15 protein-coding genes are annotated in these 18,658 nt (G+C 71.9%); 11 read left to right on the top strand and 4 right to left on the bottom strand.

Translation table 11 applies throughout. The features are described from left to right. Positions 1 to 17 precede the first annotated feature (17 nt). The 4 genes from ACFYY6_RS18065 to ACFYY6_RS18050 all read left to right on the top strand — a co-directional run bounded on the left by ACFYY6_RS18065 (position 18) and on the right by ACFYY6_RS18050 (position 3,233). Positions 18 to 335, top strand: a complete 318-nt coding sequence (locus tag ACFYY6_RS18065) for a SpdD-like protein (protein WP_389194048.1) — start codon at positions 18 to 20, stop codon at positions 333 to 335. Between the two features lie 128 nt (positions 336 to 463). After that, complete coding sequence (gene repSA / locus ACFYY6_RS18060) at positions 464 to 1,840, top strand: replication initiator protein RepSA (RefSeq protein ID WP_389194158.1); 1,377 nt, start codon at positions 464 to 466, stop codon at positions 1,838 to 1,840. Further along, positions 1,834 to 2,055, top strand: coding sequence for a helix-turn-helix domain-containing protein (locus ACFYY6_RS18055; protein WP_389194045.1), 222 nt, complete (start codon positions 1,834 to 1,836; stop codon positions 2,053 to 2,055). Before repSA ends, ACFYY6_RS18055 begins: the two co-directional genes overlap by 7 nt. After that, positions 2,055 to 3,233, top strand: coding sequence for a tyrosine-type recombinase/integrase (locus ACFYY6_RS18050; protein ID WP_389194042.1), 1,179 nt, complete (start codon positions 2,055 to 2,057; stop codon positions 3,231 to 3,233). Before ACFYY6_RS18055 ends, ACFYY6_RS18050 begins: the two co-directional genes overlap by 1 nt. 263 nt (positions 3,234 to 3,496) lie before the next feature. Here the strand turns inward: ACFYY6_RS18050 and ACFYY6_RS18045 are convergent, their stop codons facing one another. The 3 genes from ACFYY6_RS18045 to ACFYY6_RS18035 form a co-directional block, all read right to left on the bottom strand. Further along, complete coding sequence (locus ACFYY6_RS18045) at positions 3,497 to 4,030, bottom strand: NUDIX hydrolase (RefSeq protein ID WP_351517125.1); 534 nt, start codon at positions 4,028 to 4,030, stop codon at positions 3,497 to 3,499. Between the two features lie 129 nt (positions 4,031 to 4,159). Then, positions 4,160 to 4,525: a hypothetical protein gene (locus tag ACFYY6_RS18040; protein WP_389194039.1), complete on the bottom strand. Its 366-nt coding sequence runs from the start codon at positions 4,523 to 4,525 to the stop codon at positions 4,160 to 4,162. Continuing rightward, the gene (locus ACFYY6_RS18035; protein WP_351517123.1) at positions 4,522 to 5,079 is read right to left on the bottom strand and encodes a DUF6232 family protein; all 558 of its coding nucleotides are present in this window, start codon (positions 5,077 to 5,079) and stop codon (positions 4,522 to 4,524) included. Before ACFYY6_RS18035 ends, ACFYY6_RS18040 begins: the two co-directional genes overlap by 4 nt. 585 nt (positions 5,080 to 5,664) lie before the next feature. Between ACFYY6_RS18035 and ACFYY6_RS18030 the strand changes: the two genes are divergently transcribed. The 7 genes from ACFYY6_RS18030 (at position 5,665) to ACFYY6_RS18000 (ending at position 13,987) form a co-directional block, all read left to right on the top strand. After that, entirely contained in the window at positions 5,665 to 6,840 is a 1,176-nt protein-coding gene (locus ACFYY6_RS18030; RefSeq protein WP_389194036.1) for an acyl-CoA dehydrogenase family protein, read from the top strand. After that, on the top strand, positions 6,837 to 7,970 hold the full coding sequence (locus ACFYY6_RS18025; protein ID WP_386609642.1) for a bifunctional MaoC family dehydratase N-terminal/OB-fold nucleic acid binding domain-containing protein: 1,134 nt from the start codon (positions 6,837 to 6,839) through the stop codon (positions 7,968 to 7,970). The genes ACFYY6_RS18030 and ACFYY6_RS18025 overlap by 4 nt, the downstream gene beginning before the upstream one ends. Before the next feature lies 1 nt (position 7,971). Then, on the top strand, positions 7,972 to 9,222 hold the full coding sequence (locus ACFYY6_RS18020) for an acyl-CoA dehydrogenase family protein (RefSeq protein ID WP_386609641.1): 1,251 nt from the start codon (positions 7,972 to 7,974) through the stop codon (positions 9,220 to 9,222). Between the two features lie 158 nt (positions 9,223 to 9,380). Beyond that, positions 9,381 to 9,818, top strand: coding sequence for a MaoC family dehydratase (locus ACFYY6_RS18015; protein WP_351626275.1), 438 nt, complete (start codon positions 9,381 to 9,383; stop codon positions 9,816 to 9,818). Then, positions 9,815 to 10,981: a lipid-transfer protein gene (locus ACFYY6_RS18010; protein ID WP_351517117.1), complete on the top strand. Its 1,167-nt coding sequence runs from the start codon at positions 9,815 to 9,817 to the stop codon at positions 10,979 to 10,981. The genes ACFYY6_RS18015 and ACFYY6_RS18010 overlap by 4 nt, the downstream gene beginning before the upstream one ends. A gap of 421 nt (positions 10,982 to 11,402) precedes the next feature. Continuing rightward, entirely contained in the window at positions 11,403 to 12,026 is a 624-nt protein-coding gene (locus tag ACFYY6_RS18005) for a SigE family RNA polymerase sigma factor (RefSeq protein WP_351517116.1), read from the top strand. A gap of 311 nt (positions 12,027 to 12,337) precedes the next feature. Next, a complete protein-coding gene (locus tag ACFYY6_RS18000; protein WP_386609640.1) occupies positions 12,338 to 13,987 on the top strand; it encodes a long-chain fatty acid--CoA ligase in 1,650 nt (549 codons plus the stop codon). A 198-nt stretch (positions 13,988 to 14,185) separates the two neighbouring features. Here the strand turns inward: ACFYY6_RS18000 and ACFYY6_RS17995 are convergent, their stop codons facing one another. Next, a complete protein-coding gene (locus ACFYY6_RS17995; RefSeq protein WP_388651172.1) occupies positions 14,186 to 18,625 on the bottom strand; it encodes a PAS domain-containing protein in 4,440 nt (1,479 codons plus the stop codon). Positions 18,626 to 18,658 lie beyond the last annotated feature (33 nt).

Below are 18,658 nucleotides of genomic sequence, written 5' to 3'. Positions count from 1 at the left end.
CGAAAGGAGAACCGCCCATGCTCCGGCCCAAGCTCCCGGTCATGCCACAGCCCACCGGCCTGACCACCCCGCCCGCCGTCATCGAGCCGACCGCCATCACCCCCGGCTCCCCGGTACCGCCGCCGGCACCCGTCGCCCCGGCGTCGTCCCGCCCGGTCGTCCAGCTCACCCCGGGCGCCGCGCTCGCCCTCCTCGGCAGCGGCACGGCCGTCGTCCTGGTCCTCGGTGCCGTCCTGGTCTCCCTGCTCCTGGCGGTCGCCATCACCGGCGCCTCGGTCGCCGTCTGCGCGGTCGTCCTGCGCTCCCTGCTCGCCTCCGACGCCAAGCGTCGCTGACCGGCCCCCGGGCGGCCTCGATACCGCCAAGCATCCGCCGCCCGGGCGCCGTCCCTGTCCGACCTCGCAACCGGAAGGAAACACCCAGCATGGCCCATCGCGCCTCACCCGCGACACCGAGGGCGCCCATCCCGGACACACTGCTCGACCCGATCACCCTCGGGGATGTGCTCCGGGTGGCCTCGGCCTCCGACTACACCCGTTGGGAAGACCAGATCCGCCGTACCGGCGGCTGCTCCGACCCGATCCACCTCACCGGCTGGGTCCTCCACAAAGACAAGACCACGGGCGAGACCCTGCACCACTACTCCACCGAGAACGAGCCTGGCGGACGCCTCCGCCTCGCCTGCGGTAACCGCCGCGTCTCCCGCTGCCCCTCCTGCGCATGGACCTACGCGGGCGACACCTACCACCTGATCCGCGTGGGCCTGGCCGGGGACGATCGCCGCGACGTCCCCGCCACCGTCCGCGATCACCCGCGCGTCTTCGCCACCCTCACGGCCCCCTCGTTCGGCCCGGTCCACAACCGGCCCGACCGCGGCGCCTGCCGCTGCGGCACCCCGCACGCGCCCGACGCCCCGGAACTGGGCACCGCTCTCGACCCGGCCACCTACGACTACGCGGGCGCCGTACTGTTCAACAACCACGCCGGGCAGCTCTGGCAGCGCTTCACCACCCGACTTCGCCGCGAACTCGCCGCCCACGCCGGCCTGCCCCGCCGCGAACTCGCTGAGCACCTTCGCGTCTCGTACGGCAAGGTCGCCGAATTCCAGAAACGCGGGGCCCTGCACTTCCACGCTGTCATACGACTCGACGGCCCGGACGGACCCGGCGCACCGCCGCCCGCCTGGGCCACGGTTGGCCTCCTCACCGACGCGATACATGCCGCCGCCGCGCACTCGTATACGTCCGTCTCCCTCCCGGCCGCAGCCGACCAACCCACCCGTACGTTCCGCTGGGGACGGCAACTCGATGTCCGCCCGGTCAAGGCATTCGGCAACGGCTCCGACATCACCGAACAGGCCGTCGCCTCCTACGTGGCCAAGTACGCCACCAAAGCAGCCGAGAACACGGGCACCTTGGACCGCCGCATCGGCGAACTCTCCGAACTCGATCGCCACCAGGTCCCCCACCACACCCGCCGACTCATCGAAGCGTGCAAGAACCTCGATCCGCTCTACCCTGACCGCCGTCTGTGGGCCTGGGCGCACATGCTCGGCTTCCGCGGCCACTTCTCGTCCAAGTCGCGCAGCTACTCCACGACCCTGGGCGCCCTCCGCCAGGAACGCGCCGACTACCGCGCTGCGCAAGAGGCCTCCGCTCTCGGCTTCGACGCCCGCGAGCCGGACACCGTCCTCGTCTTGACCGACTGGCAGTACGCCGGCCACGGCCACACCCCGGGTGAAGCCGCCCTTGCCGCGACCATCGCCCGCGGCCTCCAGACCAACCGCGAGACCGCGCGCGATGCGTTGAACGGGCTTGCCACCGACGAAGGGAAGTGGTGACCGTGGACCGACTTCTCACCGTGGACCAGGTCGCCGAACGCCTCGGCACGGGCCTTCGCTTCCCCCGCCGACTCATTGAGGAACGCCGCATCACCTTCGTCAAGGTCGGCCGACACGTTCGCATCCCGGAGAGCGCTGTGAACGAGTACGTCAGCGCTCACACGGTGGAGCCGATCGTCCTGCGGCGCTCCTCGGTGTACCGGAGGGCCGCCTGATGGCCGGAAAGCGCAAGTCCCGCCGTAACTTCGGTCGCATCCGAAAGCTGCCGTCCGGCCGGTTCCAGGCGAGGTATCCGGGGCCTGATGGTGTACTCCGCCCAGCCGATCAGACGTTCGCCACCACGACGGACGCTGACCGCTGGCTGGCGCGGAAGCGCATCGAGATCGAAGAAGGGCGCTGGCTCGATCCGGCCGAGGGACAGACCACCGTTCGAGAGTGGGCAGCACGCTGGCTCGCGGCCGTCTCCCCGCAGCTCAAGCACAAGACACAGGCCTCGTACCGATCCCTGATCAACTCGCTGATCGTCCCGACGCTCGGTGATCGCGAGATGTCCAGCCTCCGGCCGATCACGATCGCCGAGTGGGTCGGCGGAATGAAGACCAGGGGCCTCAGCGCATCGCGGATCAGACAGGCCTACCGGGTGTTGTCGCAGATCATGCGGTCGGCTGTCGACAACGAGATGATCGCGCAGACCCCGTGCCGGGGCGTGAAGCTGCCCCGGATGCCTCAGACCGAGCCGCACATTCTCACCCCGCTGGAAGCCTCGCGGATCGTGCGGAACGCGGCCAAGCCGCATGACCTGCTGATCGCCCTGCTCGCGTACGCGGGCCTGCGCGTCGGTGAGGCCTTCGCCCTACGGCGGGCGGACATCGACGTATCCGGCGGCCTTGTCCTGGTCGACGAGAACCTGGCAGAAGCCAACGGCGCCCTGGTCTTCGACACCCCCAAGTCCCACCAGAAGCGGCTCCTTCGGATCGGCCCATCGCTCGCGAAGCGGCTCGGTCGGCACCTGGAAACGCTGCCTGGCGGGGAGGACGCCCTTCTGTTCGTGACGCCTGGGGGCAAGCCGCTGCGCTACAACCAGTGGCGCAAGGCGTACTTTGACCCCGCCGTGACAGCAGCCGGCCTGACCGACGTCACCCCACACGATCTCCGGGCCTCGCACGGCACATGGGTCGCCGACCGGTACGGCGTGATGACCGCCGCGCACCGCCTTGGGCACTCGAACGCGAGCGTCACCACCCGGCACTACGCCCGACCCGTTGCCGGTCGAGATGACCAGGTGGCGGAAGCGGCGGACTCCTGGCTTAGCGGGCACGACCATGAGCATGGGGCACGTAGCGGGCACGACGACGATGACGACGGCTCCGCAGGGGTGCCCGCACCCGTCTGACCTGCGGCGGAGCGCCCCAACCTCAATATCCGCGAGAGATCTTGAAAACCGTCGTGGCGCGAGTCACCGTGGGTTCAAATCCCACACCCACCGCACGCAGGTCGGCGCAGACGCCGATCAGAAGGGGTGTCCCGGTCCGGGGGCGCCCCTTCGCCGCGTGGTCCGACTCTCTGTTGTGACCGCGGGCACCGTCGGTGCGGCGGTCCTGGGCCAGGTGACTCCGGCCCGGCCCTGGTCGCGGCGTCGGCGTCGGGTGCCGGTGGTCAGCGGATCGACTCGTCCATGAGCAGGTAGAGCAGGCCGACGAGGGAGCCGCTGCTGACGATCTCGCGGCGGTCGATCATGCCGCGGATGTCGGTGAGCGGGATCCACTCGATCCGGTCGGATTCGTTCTTCTCGGTCGGCGGGCCCACGTACGTCGCTCCGTCGGCCCGGAAGAGGTGGTGCTGGGAGTCGGTGATGCCGTTGGCCGGTTCGGCGTAGATCAGCGGTTTCACGGGGGCGGGGCGGTAGCCGGTCTCCTCCAGGACCTCGCGGGCCGCCGCGTCGGCCGGGGTCTCGTCCTCCTCGACCAGGCCCATGGGCAGTTCCCACGCCCAGGTGTCCGTGATGAAGCGGTGCCGCCACATCATCAGGACCTCGCGCCGTTCGTTGACCACCGCGGCGACGGCCAGGTGGCGCAGCTTGACGACGTGGTGTTCCCAGCGGCTTCCGTCCGGTGTCTCGATGTCGGTGAGCCACAGGTCCACCCACTCGTTCTCGTAGATCGGACGTTCCCCGTGGATCTTCCACTGCATCGCTGCGGCCCCTCTCGATCGGCCTCCAGCATCGCAGAGCAACCATGGAGAGGTGCCGGGTTACGGGATTTCGTCATGTCAGAGGGGGCGGAGGACCGGAGGGCCGGAAGGGCCGCTCGGGGCGGCGCCCTACCGGATTCCCAGCAGCCCAAGGATCTTGTCGACGGCGTCGGCGACGGGCTGGCCGAGCGCTCCGACGGTCGAGGCGATGGTGGCCACGGCGATCAGGGCACGGTGCCGTTCCTGCGGGGCGCTCGTGGCGGAGGTGATCGCGGGCAGCGAGTCGTCGATGACCTGCGCGCTCGCGGGCGCCAACTCACCGCGCAACTCCTGCAGGAGCCGCACCAGTTCGCCGATCGCCTCCGGCAGGGCCGGGGCCTGCTGCTTGACGATGCCCGTGTTGCCCGTACCGCCGTACATGTTGACGTTGTCGCCGTTGATGTTGTTGCCGTGGTGGATGTTGTCGCCGTAGTGGTAGGAACTCCCGTTGCTCACTTGCTCACCCCTGTGTTGAACATTCCTCCGTACATGTTCACGTTGTCACCGAAGTGGTAGTTCTTCGGATTGACCAGCACCCGCTCCACACGCACCTGGAACTCGGCCTCCGGATTCTCTATGGCGTTGACGAGGTGGTGGACCAGTCGGCGGAGCCGGTTCGGGTCGGGGAGGGTGACCAGCGCGCTGGAGCCGCTGGCGGTCTCGATGGCCAGCACGTACTCGGACTGCGCCGCCAGATCCTTCACCAGTCGCACGACCAGGCCGATCGCGATCCCTATGGCGAGCACCCACAGCACGTCGGCCGATTCGTTCGGGTCCTCGTAGCCGGACGACCCGTTCTCGTTGGCCAGTTGGAGCAGGACGAAGGCCACGAACGTGGCCGCGAGCCATTTCAGGAAGCTCAGGAACGCTTCCATGCGCTTGGGCCGGAGTTCGAAGGTGTGGACCCGGGTGATGTTGTGTACCGGATAGGCCGCCTCTCCCACCCACAGCAGCCGTTTGCCCACCTTCAGGTCGACGCCGTTCGCGGGCGGGGGTGGGGGCGGTGGCAAGGGTGGCGGTGGCGGCGTGGGCGGTGGGCTTCCCGAAGTCCCTGTGTTGTCCATGAGCTCCCCGAGTCTGCTGGTCTTCCGAGTCTGCTGGTCTTCCGAGTGGGCTGGGTTTCCGTGGGTGCGTGAGTGAGTGCCTGAGTGCGTATGCGGCTGAGTGCGTGTGTGGCTGAGTGCCTGGGCGTCGAGGGGCTGGGTTTCTTGTGCGCGTGGGGCTTCTGGTGCGCTGCCCGCCGCGCCCGTACGCGCGCGGCGGGCACGTCCCCGTACGCGGCTCCGCGCCCACGCGGGAACTCATAGGTACGCGCTTCGCGTGCGCGGCGAGAGACCAAAAACAGCCAATCTCGGTGCGCGTGCTGCCGAGGCGGCGGCGGTGGGGTGCGATCCCGGCGTCGCCCACCTTGACAGCCCTCACAGATCTGACGGACAGTCAGAAACTGAGTTCGTGAACCCAGATGCGGACTCGGACCCCAGACACCGGATCTGAACCCGAACCCGAACGCGGACCCCGGACCCGGACCCCTGACCCGAGTCTGTGCACCCGTACCCGACCCCGATCCGTACGCCTGTGCCCGGGAGGCAGCTGTCGTGCACCTCGCACCGACGGAGCGGCAGCGGCAGTTGCGCGCCGAACTCCGTTCCTACTTCGCCACGTTGATGCCGCGCGAGGGTGCCTCGACGGGGTCCGGCGTCGACGACCCCGGCGAACAGCAGCGGTTGCTGCGGCGGATCGGCGCGGACGGCTTGCTCGGGCTGGGCTGGCCCGTCGAGTACGGCGGCCAGGGGCGCGGCCCCGACGAGCAGTTCGTCTTCTTCGACGAGGCCTACCGGGCGGGGGCGCCCGTCTCGATGGTCACCCTCAACACCGTCGGCCCGACGCTGATGAAGTACGGCACCGAGGAGCAGAAGGCGTACTTCCTGCCCCGGATCCTCAGCGGCGAGCTCGTCTTCGCCATCGGCTACAGCGAGCCGGAGGCCGGTACGGATCTCGCGGCCCTGCGCACCAGGGCCGTACGGGACGGCGACTCCTGGGTGATCGACGGGCAGAAGATCTTCACCAGCAACGCGCAGAACGCGGACTGGATCTGGCTGGCCTGCCGTACCGATCCGGAGGCGCCGAAGCACCGGGGCATCTCGATCATCCTGGTGCCGACGGACGCCCCGGGCTTCTCCTGGACGCCGATCGAGACCGTGGGCGGGCTGACCACGACGGCCACCTACTACGACGGGATACGGGTGCCCGCGGGGCATCTGGTCGGTGCGGAGAACGGCGGCTGGGGACTGATCACCAACCAGCTGAACCACGAACGGGTGGCCCTCGCCGCGATCGGGATGCAGGCCGAGGACTTCTACGACGCGGCCCTCGCCCTCGCCCGCACCCCCGATCCGGTCACGGGCCGGCGCCCGGCCGACGAGGCGTGGGTGCGGGCGCGGTTGGCCGAGGCGTACGCGCGGCTGGCGGCGACCCGACTGCTCAACTGGCGGCTGGTGGGGGATGTCGGCGCGGGTTCGCTGGCGCCCGGTGAGGCGAGCGGCGTGAAGTTCGCGGCGACCGAGAGCGCCGTCGAGGTGTACCGGATCTGCCAGGAGGTCGTCGGGGAGGCCGGCACCCTGCGGGGCGGGTCGCCCGGCTGCCTCGGGGACGGGGAACTGGAGCGGATGAACAGGGCCGCGCAGATCAACACCTTCGGGGGCGGGGTGAGCGAGGTTCAGCGGGAGATCGTCGCGACCATGCGGCTCGGCATGAAGAGGGGCAAGCGGTGACCCGTGCGCGGCAGGAGAAGCAGGGGCCGGAGAAAGAGGACGCGTTGTACGCGCGGCTCAAGGAGTACGAGGGGCGACCCGCCGCGACCGCGGGCATCGGCAAGGATCCGGTCAATGAACCGATGATCAGGCACTGGTGCGAGGCGATGGGCGACACCAACCCCGCCTACACCGGCCCGGAGGCGATCGCGCCGCCGACCATGCTCCAGGCGTGGACGATGGGCGGCCTGTCGGGGCACACCAGCCGTTCCACGGCGTACGAGGAACTGCTCGGCCTGCTCGACGGCGCGGGGTACACCTCCGTGGTCGCGACCGATTGCGAGCAGGAGTACCTGCGACCGCTCCGGCCCGGCGACCGGATCACCTTCGACGCGCTGATCGAGTCGGTCTCGGAACGGAAGACGACCCGATTGGGGACGGGCCACTTCGTGACGACGCGGATGGACGTACGCGTACGGGGGGAGCTGGCCGGGACGCACCGGTTCCGGATCCTGAAGTACGCACCGGCGGCGGTGGGGCGGCCCACGGCGGAGCAGCGGACGGGGGAACGGGAACCCGGGGAACGGGGGCGTAAGGAACGGGAGCGGGCGGAACAGGCGGAACGGGAGCTGCCGCGAAAGCAGGAGCAGGAGCAGGAGCGGGAGCAGGAGCGGGAGCAGGCGCGGGGTCAGGGGCCGGAGCGAGTGGGCGGAGCGGGGGCGGACCTCGGTGGTCGGCGTCCGCGTCCGAGACCGGTGGTCAACCGCGACAACGCCGGGTTCTGGCAGGGCGTCGCCGAGCACAAGCTGCTGATCCAGCGGTGCGCCGGGTGCCGGAAGCCGCGCTTCCCCTGGCTGCCCGGCTGCAACGCCTGCGGCTGCCAGGAATGGGACACGATCGAGGCGACCGGCGAGGGAACCGTCTTCAGCCATGTGGTGATGCACCACCCGCCCTTCCCCGCCTTCAGTGCCTCCGGGGAGGGCGGGCCGTACGCGGTGGCGCTGATCGAACTCGCGGAGGGGGTGCGGATGGTCGGCAACGTGGTCGGCGTGCCGTACGACAAGCTACGGATCGGAATGCCGGTGCGGCTCGAATTCCTCCGTACGGAACCCGAGTTGGTGCTCCCGGTCTTTCGCGGAGATGAGGGCTGACATGGACTTCACCCCCACGGAGGAGCAGACGGCGGCGCAGGGGCTGGCGGCGCGGATCTTCCGGGACCTGTCGACGCACGAACGCCTGGTCGCGGCCGGTACGGGCACCGACACCGAGCTGTGGAAGGAACTGTGCGCGGCCGGACTGACCGCGGCGGTGGAGGAGATCGGGCTGCTGGGCCTGGTGCTCCTGGTGGAGGAACAGGGCCGGGTGACGGCTCAGGTGCCGTTCGCGTCGAGCTGTGTGTACGGGCTGCTCGCCGTCGCCGAGCATGGCACGGACGAACAGCGGGAGCGGCTGTTGCCCGCACTGCGGGACGGTACGGAGGTCGCGGCCGGGGCGCTCCCCGCGCGGGGCGGGATCCGGGCGGACGGCGAGGGCCGGCTGAGCGGCTCGGTGCCGTACGTGCCGTGGCTGCGGGACGCGTCCCTGGTCCTGGTCGCGGACGCGGAGTGCCGGCTGTGGATCGTACGGACCGACGGGCCGGGTGTGGCGACGGAGCCCGTGGAGACCACGGCGCCATGGTCGGCGGCGCGACTCGTCCTGGACGGGGCGCTCGGGGAGCGACTTGGTGGTGCCGGGGCGCCCGGGGAGCGACTCGGTGGTGCCGGGGCGCACGAGGAAGTGCGGGCGGAAGCGACCCCGGCCTACGAGGAACGGCGGGTGGAAGCGACCCCGGCGCACGAGGAAGGGCGGGTGGAAGCGACCCCGGCGTACGAGGAAGGGCGGCCGTACGAGGACAGGCGGGCGCGCGAGGATGCGCGGGCATACGAGAGGGTCCTGGCCGTGGGCCGGATCGCGTTCGCCGGGCTGCAGGCCGGCGTGTGCGCCGGTTCGCTGGCCCTGGCCGTCGCCCACACGAACACCCGCGAGCAGTTCGGGCGCCCGCTCTCCACCAAGCAGGCGGTGCTGATGCGTGCCGCCGACGCCCATATGGACACCGAGGCGATACGGGTCACGGCGTACGAGGCCGCGTGGCGTCGTGACACCGGCCTGCCGTACCGGCGTCAGGCGCTCACCGCAGCGTGGTGGGCGTCGGAGGCGGGCAAACGGGTGGTGCACGCCGGACAGCATCTCCACGGCGGGACGGGGGCCGATCTCGACCATCCCGTGCACCGGCACTTCCTCTGGGGCCGACAGCTCGACGCCCATCTGGGCTGCGGCAGCGAGGTGCTTCAGGAACTCGGTGAACTGCTGGCGTCGGCGGAGGAACCGGTGCGCGAGGCGGCGACGGAGGAGGGGGCGGAGTGAGGAGCGGCGAAGGGATGAAAGCCGGTGAGGGGACGAGGGCCGGTGGAGAGACGAGGGCCGGTGAAGAGACGAAGGCGGGCGAAGGGATGGAGACAGGCGGAGGGGCGAAGGCGGGCGGAGGGACGAAGGACGGTGAAGCGGTGAAGGCCGGAGGAGGGATGAAGGCCGGTGACGTACTGGAGCCGCTGGAGATCGAGGTGACCCGCACCCTGATCGTGGCGGGCGCCATCGCTTCTCGCGACTACCAGGACGTGCACCACGACGCCGAGCTCGCCCGGGAGAAGGGGTCCCCGGACATCTTCATGAACATCCTGACGACCAACGGCCTGGTCGGCAGGTACGTCACCGACCGCCTCGGCCCGTCCACCGTGCTGCGCAAGGTCGCCATCAGGCTGGGCGCGCCCAACTACCCCGGGGACACCATGGTGCTCGGCGGCACGGTCACTGCGGTCGGTGACGACGGGACGGCCGAGGTGTCGATCGTCGGGACCAACGCCCTCGGCAGACACGTCACCGGAACCGTGGCCGTGACCGTCGGCGGGGCGCGGACCCCGGCCGCAGGGGGTCTTCCTTCGGCACCGGAGGGGGCGGCATGAGTCTGCGGAGGGCCGACTCGCTCGGGGGCAGGGCGGCGATCGTGGGCATCGGGGCGACCGAGTTCTCCAAGAACTCCGGGCGCAGCGAACTCAAGCTGGCCGTCGAGGCGGTGCGGTCCGCGCTCGACGACGCCGGGCTGACGCCCGCCGATGTGGACGGCCTGGTCACCTTCACCATGGACACCAGCCCGGAGATCACCGTCGCCCAGGCGGCCGGGATCGGTGAGCTGTCCTTCTTCTCCCGCGTGCACTACGGGGGCGGGGCCGCCTGTGCCACTGTCCAGCAGGCGGCGATGGCCGTGGCGAGCGGGGTGGCCGAGGTCGTGGTCTGCTATCGGGCGTTCAACGAGCGCTCAGGGCGCAGGTTCGGTTCCGGGGTGCAGCATCGCGAGCCCACCGCGGAGGGCGCCGCGCTCGGCTGGAACCTCCCGTTCGGGTTGCTCACGCCCGCCTCCTGGGTCGCCATGGCCGCCCAGCGCTATCTGCACGCCTACGGACTGACGCCGGACGTCTTCGGCCATGTCGCGGTCACCGACCGGCGCCATGCCGCCCGCAACCCGGCCGCGTACTTCTACGGAAAGCCGATCACCCTGGCCGACCACGCCGCGTCGCGCTGGATCGTCGAACCCCTGCGGCTGCTCGACTGCTGTCAGGAGACCGACGGCGGGCAGGCGATCGTGGTCACCAGCGCGGAGCGCGCCCGGGACCTGCCCCGGCCCCCTGCCCTGATCGCCGCCGCGGCCCAGGGGGCGGGCCGGGCACAGGAGCAGATGACCAGCTTCTACCGCGACGACCTGACCGGGCTGCCAGAGACGGCGGTGGTCGCCCGGCAGCTCTGGCGGAACTCCGGACTCTCCCCGGCCGACATCGACGTGGGCATCCTCTACGACCACTTCACGCCGTTCGTGCTGATGCAGCTGGAGGAGTTCGGGTTCTGCGGACCGGGCGAGGCCGCCGACTTCGTCGCCGCCGACGCGCTGCCGCTGAACACGCACGGCGGGCAGCTCGGGGAGGCGTATCTGCACGGGATGAACGGCATCGCCGAGGCGGTCCGCCAGATCCGCGGCTCGTCGGTGAACCAGGTCCCCGGCGCGGCCACCGCCCTGGTCACGGCGGGCACCGGCGTACCCACCTCGGGACTCGTCCTGAGCGCCGACGGATGAGCCCCGAGGAGCCACGGCCGCCGGGCGGGTCACCGGGCGCACCTTCGAGCGGACCACGCGACGGACCACTGGGCGGACCACTGGGCGGGCTCGGCAGGACCACGTTCGCCCGTCTGGCGACTCGTGTCCGTGCGACTGTGCATGGCCGGTCGGCGACTCGTGTCCGTACGACCGCGTACGCCCGGTCGGCGACTCGTGTCCGTACGACCGCGTACGCCCGGCCGGCGACTCGTGCCCGTATGACCTCATGCGTCCGGTTGATCATTCGCACTCCGTCGAGGCCGTCGGCGACCCTGAGCCCCCATGACGTCTGCTCCACCTACAGGAGGTGGAGCAGACCCCACCCCTACACCCTGAGGGGGACGCCCTTTCGGGACCTGGGGCCGATCCCCGGAACGGCGCCCGCTTCTAGCGTGGAGCCATGACCACGTCAGTCCGCACGGGCACCTCCGGGGGAACCGCCGCCACGGGACACGTCCCACACGGCTCATGCGCCGCGTACACGTCGCGCGCCGCGCACGCACCACACGCCTCGCGGGCCCAGTACGCGCCGTATCCGTCGTTCTCCTCGTTCGTACGGGCGAGGGGGCCCGTACTGCTGCGCGCCGCTCGCTCGCTCACCGCGAACCCGAGTGATGCCGAGGATCTGCTGCAGACCGCGCTCACCAAGACCTATGTCGCGTGGGAGCGGATCGAGGACCACCGGGCGCTCGACGGCTACGTCCGCCGGGCCCTTCTCAACACCCGTACTTCGCAGTGGCGCAAGCGCAAGGTCGAGGAGTTCGCCTGCGACGAGCTGCCCGAGCAGGAGGCCCCGGGCACCCCCGACCCGGCGGAGCATCAGACGCTGCACGACGCGATGTGGCGCGCGGTGCTGAAGCTCCCGGACCGGCAGCGGGCCATGGTCGTCCTGCGGTACTACGAGGACCTGAGCGAGGCCCAGACGGCCGAGGTGCTCGGAGTGTCCGTCGGCACGGTGAAGAGCGCGGTGTCACGGGCGCTCGGCAAGCTCAGGGAGGACCCGGAGCTGACCCCGGTCCGCTGACCCCGGTCCGGCGACCGAGGTCCGCCGACCCCGGTCCGATGACTCCGGTCCGGCGATCTCGGTCCGTCCGTTGAGCCCGGTCCGTCCGCCGACCCCGCCCCGCCGACCCCGCCCCAGCGATCCAGGTCCGGTGAGCCCGGTGTGGTGGCGCAGGCCCACCGCCCCGATGCGGCGAGTCCGAAAGCTCCAGTCGTAGAAACCCCAAGCTCCGGCCGTAAAACTCGTGACCTTGGGACTAGTGACATACCGGCCGGTATGCGCGCAGAATCAGCGGAACTCTACTGCCGCGTAGCGCCCACCGGGAGGACGCCGTGCTGAGCACCATGCAGGACGTACCGCTGACTGTGACCCGCATCCTCGAACACGGGATGACCATTCATGGGAAGTCCCAGGTCACGACCTGGACCGGGGAGCCCGAGCCGCAGCGGCGCAGTTTCGCCGAGATCGGCCGACGGGCCGCACAGCTCGCGAACGCCCTGCGCGACGAACTCGGTGTCGAGGGCGACCAGCGCATAGCAAGCCTCATGTGGAACAACGCGGAGCATGTCGAGGCGTATCTCGCGGTCCCCTCGATGGGCGCGGTCCTCCACACGCTCAACCTCCGGCTCCCCGCCGAGCAGCTCGTCTGGATCGTCGAGCACGCCGACGACAAGGTCGTCATCGTCAACGGCTCCCTGCTGCCGTTGCTCGCTCCGGTGCTCCCGCGCCTGGCGTCGGTCGAGCACGTGATCGTCTCCGGGCCGGGCGACCGTTCCGTCCTCGACGGCGCGCGGCCCCGGGTCCACGAGTACGAGGAGCTGATCGCCGGCCGTCCGACCACCTACGACTGGCCCGAGATCGACGAACGCCAGGCCGCGGCCATGTGCTACACCTCCGGCACCACCGGTGACCCCAAGGGCGTCGTCTACTCCCACCGCTCCATCTACCTGCACTCCATGCAGGTCAACATGGCCGAGTCGATGGGGCTGACCGACAAGGACACCACGCTGGTCGTGGTCCCGCAGTTCCACGTACTGGCCTGGGGGCTGCCGCACGCGACGTTCATGTCCGGCATCAACATGCTCATGCCGGATCGGTTCCTGCAGCCCGCTCCGCTCGCCGACATGATCGAGCGCGAGCGGCCGACGCACGCCGCCGCCGTCCCCACGATCTGGCAGGGGCTGCTCGCCGAGGTCACCGCCAACCCCCGCGACCTCACCTCCATGGCCAGCGTCACCATCGGCGGGGCCGCCTGTCCGCCGTCCCTCATGGAGGCGTACGACAAGATCGGCGTCCGGCTCCGCCACGCCTGGGGCATGACGGAGACCTCGCCGCTCGGCACCATGGCCATCCCGCCCGCCGGACTGACCGATGAGCAGGAATGGCCCTACCGCGTCACCCAGGGCCGCTTCCCGGCCGGTGTCGAGGCACGCCTGGTCGGCCCCGGCGGCGAGCACCTGCCGTGGGACAACACGTCGGCCGGCGAGCTGGAGGTGCGCGGCCCCTGGATCGCCCGTGCGTACTACGGGGGCGCGGACGGCGAGGACCTGCGGCCCGAGGACAAGTTCAGCGAGGACGGCTGGCTGAAGACCGGCGACGTCGGCGTGATCAGCGCGGACGGCTTCCTCACCCTCACCGACCGGGCCAAGGACGTCATCAAGTCCGGCGGCGAGTGGATTTCGAGCGTCTCGCTGGAGAACGTCCTCATGGCGCACCCGGACGTGGCCGAGGCGGCGGTCGTCGCGGTCCCGGACGACAAGTGGGGTGAGCGCCCGCTCGCGACGGTCGTGCTCAAGGACGGCGCCGACGCCGACTACGAGGCGTTGCGGGCCTTCCTCACCGAGTCGGGCATCGCCAAGTGGCAGCTGCCGGAGCGCTGGACGGTCATTCCGGCGGTGCCGAAGACCAGCGTCGGGAAGTTCGACAAGAAGGTGATCCGCAAGCGGTACGCGGAGGGCGAGCTGGACATCACCCACCTCTGATCACACTGTTCGGCGGCCGACTGGTCGATGGTCGGCGGCTGACTGGTCGGTGGTCGGCGGTCGATGGTCGGCGGTCGGCGGTCGGCGGGGAGTGAGGCGGAAGGGGTGGTACGGAAGTTTCCGTACCACCCCTTCGTGCTGCGGGCCGTCACCGTGGTGACACCGGTCGGTCGGTGACGAAGCGACGCCGGGCGTCGGTCAGTTGGTACCGATCTTGGCGAGCAGGTCGACGATCCGCGCCTGCACTTCGTCGCTCGTGGAGCGCTCGGCCAGGAAGAGGACGGTCTCGCCCGTGCTGAGCTTCGGCAGGTCCGGACCCGCCATGTCGGCGGAGGTGTAGACGACCAACGGGGTGCGGTTCAACTGGCCGTTGGCGCGGAGCCAGTCGATGATCCCGGCCCGGCGGCGGCGCACCTGCATCAGGTCCATCACCACCAGGTTGGGTCGCATCCGGGTGGCGAGCGTCACCGCCTCGTTGTCCGTGGCGGCCCGTCCCACCTGCATGCCGCGCCGCTCCAGCGTCTCCGCCAACGCCAGCGCGATCTCCTCGTGCTCCTCGATCAGCAGCACCCGCGGCGGATGCTGCTCGCTGTCGCGCGGGGCGAGCGCCTTGAGGAGCACGGCCGGGTCGGCACCGTACGCCGCTTCCCGCGATGCCTGGCCCAGGCCCGCCGTCACCAGCACCGGGACCTCGGCCGCCACCGCGGCCTGGCGCAGCGACTGGAGCGCCTTGCGGGTGATCGGCCCGGTGAGCGGGTCGACGAACAGCGCGGCCGGGAACGCGGCGATCTGGGCGTCGACCTCCTCGCGCGAGTGCACGATCACCGGCCGGTAGCCGCGGTCGCTCAGGGCCTGCTGGGTGGCCACGTCGGGGGCGGGCCAGACGAGCAGGCGGCGCGGGTTGTCCAGCGGCTCCGGGGGCAGCTCGTCGTCGACCGGCGGCGGTGCCGGACGGTTGGAGACCTCGACCGCGCCACCGGGTCCGTCCAGCGGCTCCGGCCCTTCGGCGCCCTCGTCGGGCGCCCCTATGGCGTACGCGCGCCCCTCGGCCTCGGGGGCCGCGAGCAGCTGACCGTGCCCCCCGTGAGCCGCGTGGGCGCCGTGGCCCTGCGGCGGCTGGGCCTGGGACGGCTGGCCCGGGGAAGGCCGACCCTGGGGCGGCGCGGCGACCGGGCCCTGCGCGGCGCCGGGCCGACCGGACGCGGACCGGGGCGACGCGGGCTGCGGCGCCGAGGGCGTCGGGGTGCGCTCCTCCTCCGGAGGGGCGGCGAGCTTACGGCGCCGTCCGGCGCCACCGGGCGCCGGATGCGACTGGTGGGCGATGTGCTGGGCGAACGGCACCCCCTGACCGAGCGTCCGCACGCTGAAGGCACGCCCTTGCGTGTCCGACGGATGCGTGTCCGAGGCGTACGTGTCCGGCGAGTCGTCGGCCGTCTGCGCCTCCTCGGGCGGTGGCTGCCTCCGCCCGTCCAGTCCGGGCGCGTCGTCGTGCGGCCGGACCGGCACCGCTCCGGTGGCATCGGGGGAGCCCGCCACGGCCGCGGAGCCGGTGGCGTGCGTGGTGTGACCGGCCGAGGGCAGGTCCGGGGCGTCGCCGGGCCGGAGGCCGGGCTGACCGGCGGACGGCTCGCCGGGGGCCACCGGTCCGGCCGGGTTCCGTCCCGGGACGCCGTTCCCCAGCAGGTCCCCGGGCTGCGCCGGCTGCCGTACGGGCACCTCACCGGTGTCCGGAACGCCGTGGGCGGCCTCCTGGCCTGGCTGCTGGTGGGTGTCGGCGTGACGCGCCCGGCGCCGGCCGGTGGGCAGGGGATGCGCCTGGGGCGGTGTGTGGTCGTCGTCCGGCGCGAGGCGCGCGGCGTCATGGCGCCCGGGCAGCGAAGCGTCCGCCCCGGCGGCCTGGGGCGCGTCGCGGTCCGCGTCGGCCGGAGGGAGGGCGAACGCGGTACGGGGGCCCGTCGGCTCGGCCTGCGCGGCCCGCTCCTGCGCGGCGGCCAGGGCCCGCCGGGCCCGCCGTCCGGCCGGCTTCGGAACGGGCACGGCGCCTTCGCCGACGGCCGGTGAGTCCGCGCCCGGTGCCTCACCGACGGCGGGCACGGCAACGGCCTGAGCGGCAGCGGCCTCGGAGGAGGACGGGGACGCTGACGAGGCCAGGGCCAGCTGGTTCTCGCCGCCCGGGCGAGCCCGGTGCGCACCCGCGGGGGGCACCGGCACCGGGGCCTCCGGCGGAACACCCTGGGGCGGCACGGTCCGGCCGAGCTGCGGACGGTCGCCGCCGCTCGGCGCGCCCCGGCCCGCCGCCTCCGCGCCCTCGGCCGGAGCCGACGCCGCGGGCAGCGCCAATGCCTGTCCCGGCCCCTGCGGACCGCCGACGGGCTCCCGGAGCCCCTGCTCCGGCCCCTGCTCGGGGCCCCGGTCCCCCGGGGCCTGCTGGGGGAGAGGAGGCAGCGGAGGCAGCGGCGGCATGGGAGGCATCTGCGCGGGCAGCGGGTACTGGCCGGACTCTGCCGGGCTCGGCCGCCCGCGCCTGCGCCCGGACCCCTCGGCCTGCTGGGCGGGAATCATGTCGTGCGGACCGGCGTGACCGCCCTGACCGTCGTGCGCCTCCTGCGCGCCCTCGGCCGCCGGCTCACGGCGCGCCCGGCGCCGCCCGGTCGGTGCGGGCGCCGCGGTGTCCCCCGACGCATCGGTGGAACCGGGAGCGGCACCGGAACCGGCGCCCGTGTCGGCGTTCGGCCCCGAACCGCCCACAGGGCTCTCCAGGAACGCGTCCGTGGACGCCCGGCGCGCCCGGCGCCGCCCGCTGCCCGGCACTCCCTGACCGGCTCCCGTCCCCGGGCCCGCCTCCGCGGCCCCCGGCCCCGACGCCGGTACCGGGTCCGTTCCGGACTCCGCCTCCGCCTCCGTCCCCGCCGTCGGCGCGGGCGGCGGCCCGGCCGCGGGCTCCGCCCCGGGCGACCGCTGCACCACCGATCCCGAGCCGGTGCCCAGCGGCACTTCGAGCACGTACGCGCTGCCGCTCATCCCCGGCACCTCGTGCGTCTGCAGCACGCCGCCGTGCGCCTCCACGATCCCGCGCACGATCGGCTCGTGCACCGGGTCGCCTCCGGCGTACGGGCCGCGCACCTCGATCCGTACGACCTCACCGCGCTGTGCCGCCGCGACGACGACCGTCGAGTCGACGTAGCCGCTGCCCTGCACCAGGCGGGTCTTGCCCGTCGAGTCGACCCCGGCGACGTCCGCGACCAGGTGGGCGAGCGCGGTCACCAGCCGGGCCGCGTCCACCTCCGCCTCGATCGGCGGCGCGTGCACAGCGAACTGGGCGCGTCCGGGGCCGATCAGCTCGACGGCCGCGTCGATACCGGCGGTCACGACCGAGTCGAGCAGCACGTTCGCCTTGGACAGCTGCTCCTCACCGGCGTCCAGACGCTGGTAGCCGAGCACGTTGTCGACGAGCGTGGTCATACGGGCGTAGCCCGCGGCCAGGTGATGGAGGATCTGGTTGGCCTCCGGCCACAGCTGGCCCGCCGGGTCGGCGGCGAGCGTGGAGAGTTCGCCGCGCAGTTCCTCCAGCGGCCCGCGCAGCGCTCCGTCGAGCACGGCGGTGAGCTGGGAGTGCCGAGCGGTCAGCGCCGCCAGGCGTTCGGCCTGTTGTTCCAGTTCGGTCGTGTACCGCTCGGCCCGGTCGGCCAGTTCAGCTTCGTGTCGTTCCGTCAGTTCGGCGAGCTCGGCGGTGTGGTTCTCGGTGAGCCCGGTGACCTCGGTGGTGTGGTGCGAGGTCAGCTCGGCGACCTCGGCCTTGTGCCGTTCGGTGAGCTCGTCGAAGGGCCTGCGGTCGGTGAAGGTCATGACCGCGCCGACCAGCTGGTCCCCGTCCCGGACCGGTGCGGTGGTCAGGTCGACCGGGACCCGCGCCCCGCTCTTGGACCACAGGACCTGCCCGCGCACCCGGTGCTTGCGCCCGGAGCGGAGGGTGTCGGCGAGCGGCGACTCGTCGTACGGGAACGGCTCCCCGTCCGCCCGCGAGTGCAGCACCAGCGTGTGCAGCTCCCGGCCGCCCAGGTCGCTGGCGCGGAAGCCCAGGATCTGCGCGGCGGCGGGGTTGACCAGGACGACCCGGCCGTCCGTGTCGGTGCCGACGACACCCTCGGCCGCCGCCCGCAGGATCATCTCCGTCTGCCGCTGCGAACGGGCCAGTTCGGCCTCGGTGTCGACGGTCCCCGACAGGTCCCGCACGACGATCATCAGCAGCTCGTCACCGGTGTAGCCGCCGCCGTAACCGCCCTGCAGGTCGTTGTACGCGGCGTTCCCGTCCTCCAGCCCGGCGCTGGTGACCTCGACGGGATACTCGGCACCGTCCGTCCGGCGCGCGGTCATCCGCGTCGGCTTCGTACGGCCGCGGTCGTCGGCGACGGACTCGGGCCGGCGCATCGAACCGGGAATGAGGCGGGAGTCGAACTCCGGCAGCAGGTCGAGGAGTCCGCGCCCGACGAGTGCGGTGCCCGGGGTCTCGAACATCTCCAGGGCGATCGTGTTCGCGTTGACGACCGTGCCGTTGCAGTTGACGAGCAGCAGCCCGTCGGGGAGGGCATCGAGTATGGCTGCGAGGCGAGCAGTGCCTCGGGACGGCCTGCTGCTCACGAGACGCTTCCTCCCTGGTTACCGCACCTTGCC

It is taken from the genome of Streptomyces sp. NPDC001750 (assembly GCF_042892615.1).
Taxonomy (GTDB): domain Bacteria; phylum Actinomycetota; class Actinomycetes; order Streptomycetales; family Streptomycetaceae; genus Streptomyces.
This window is presented reverse-complemented; position numbering and strand designations above follow the sequence as displayed.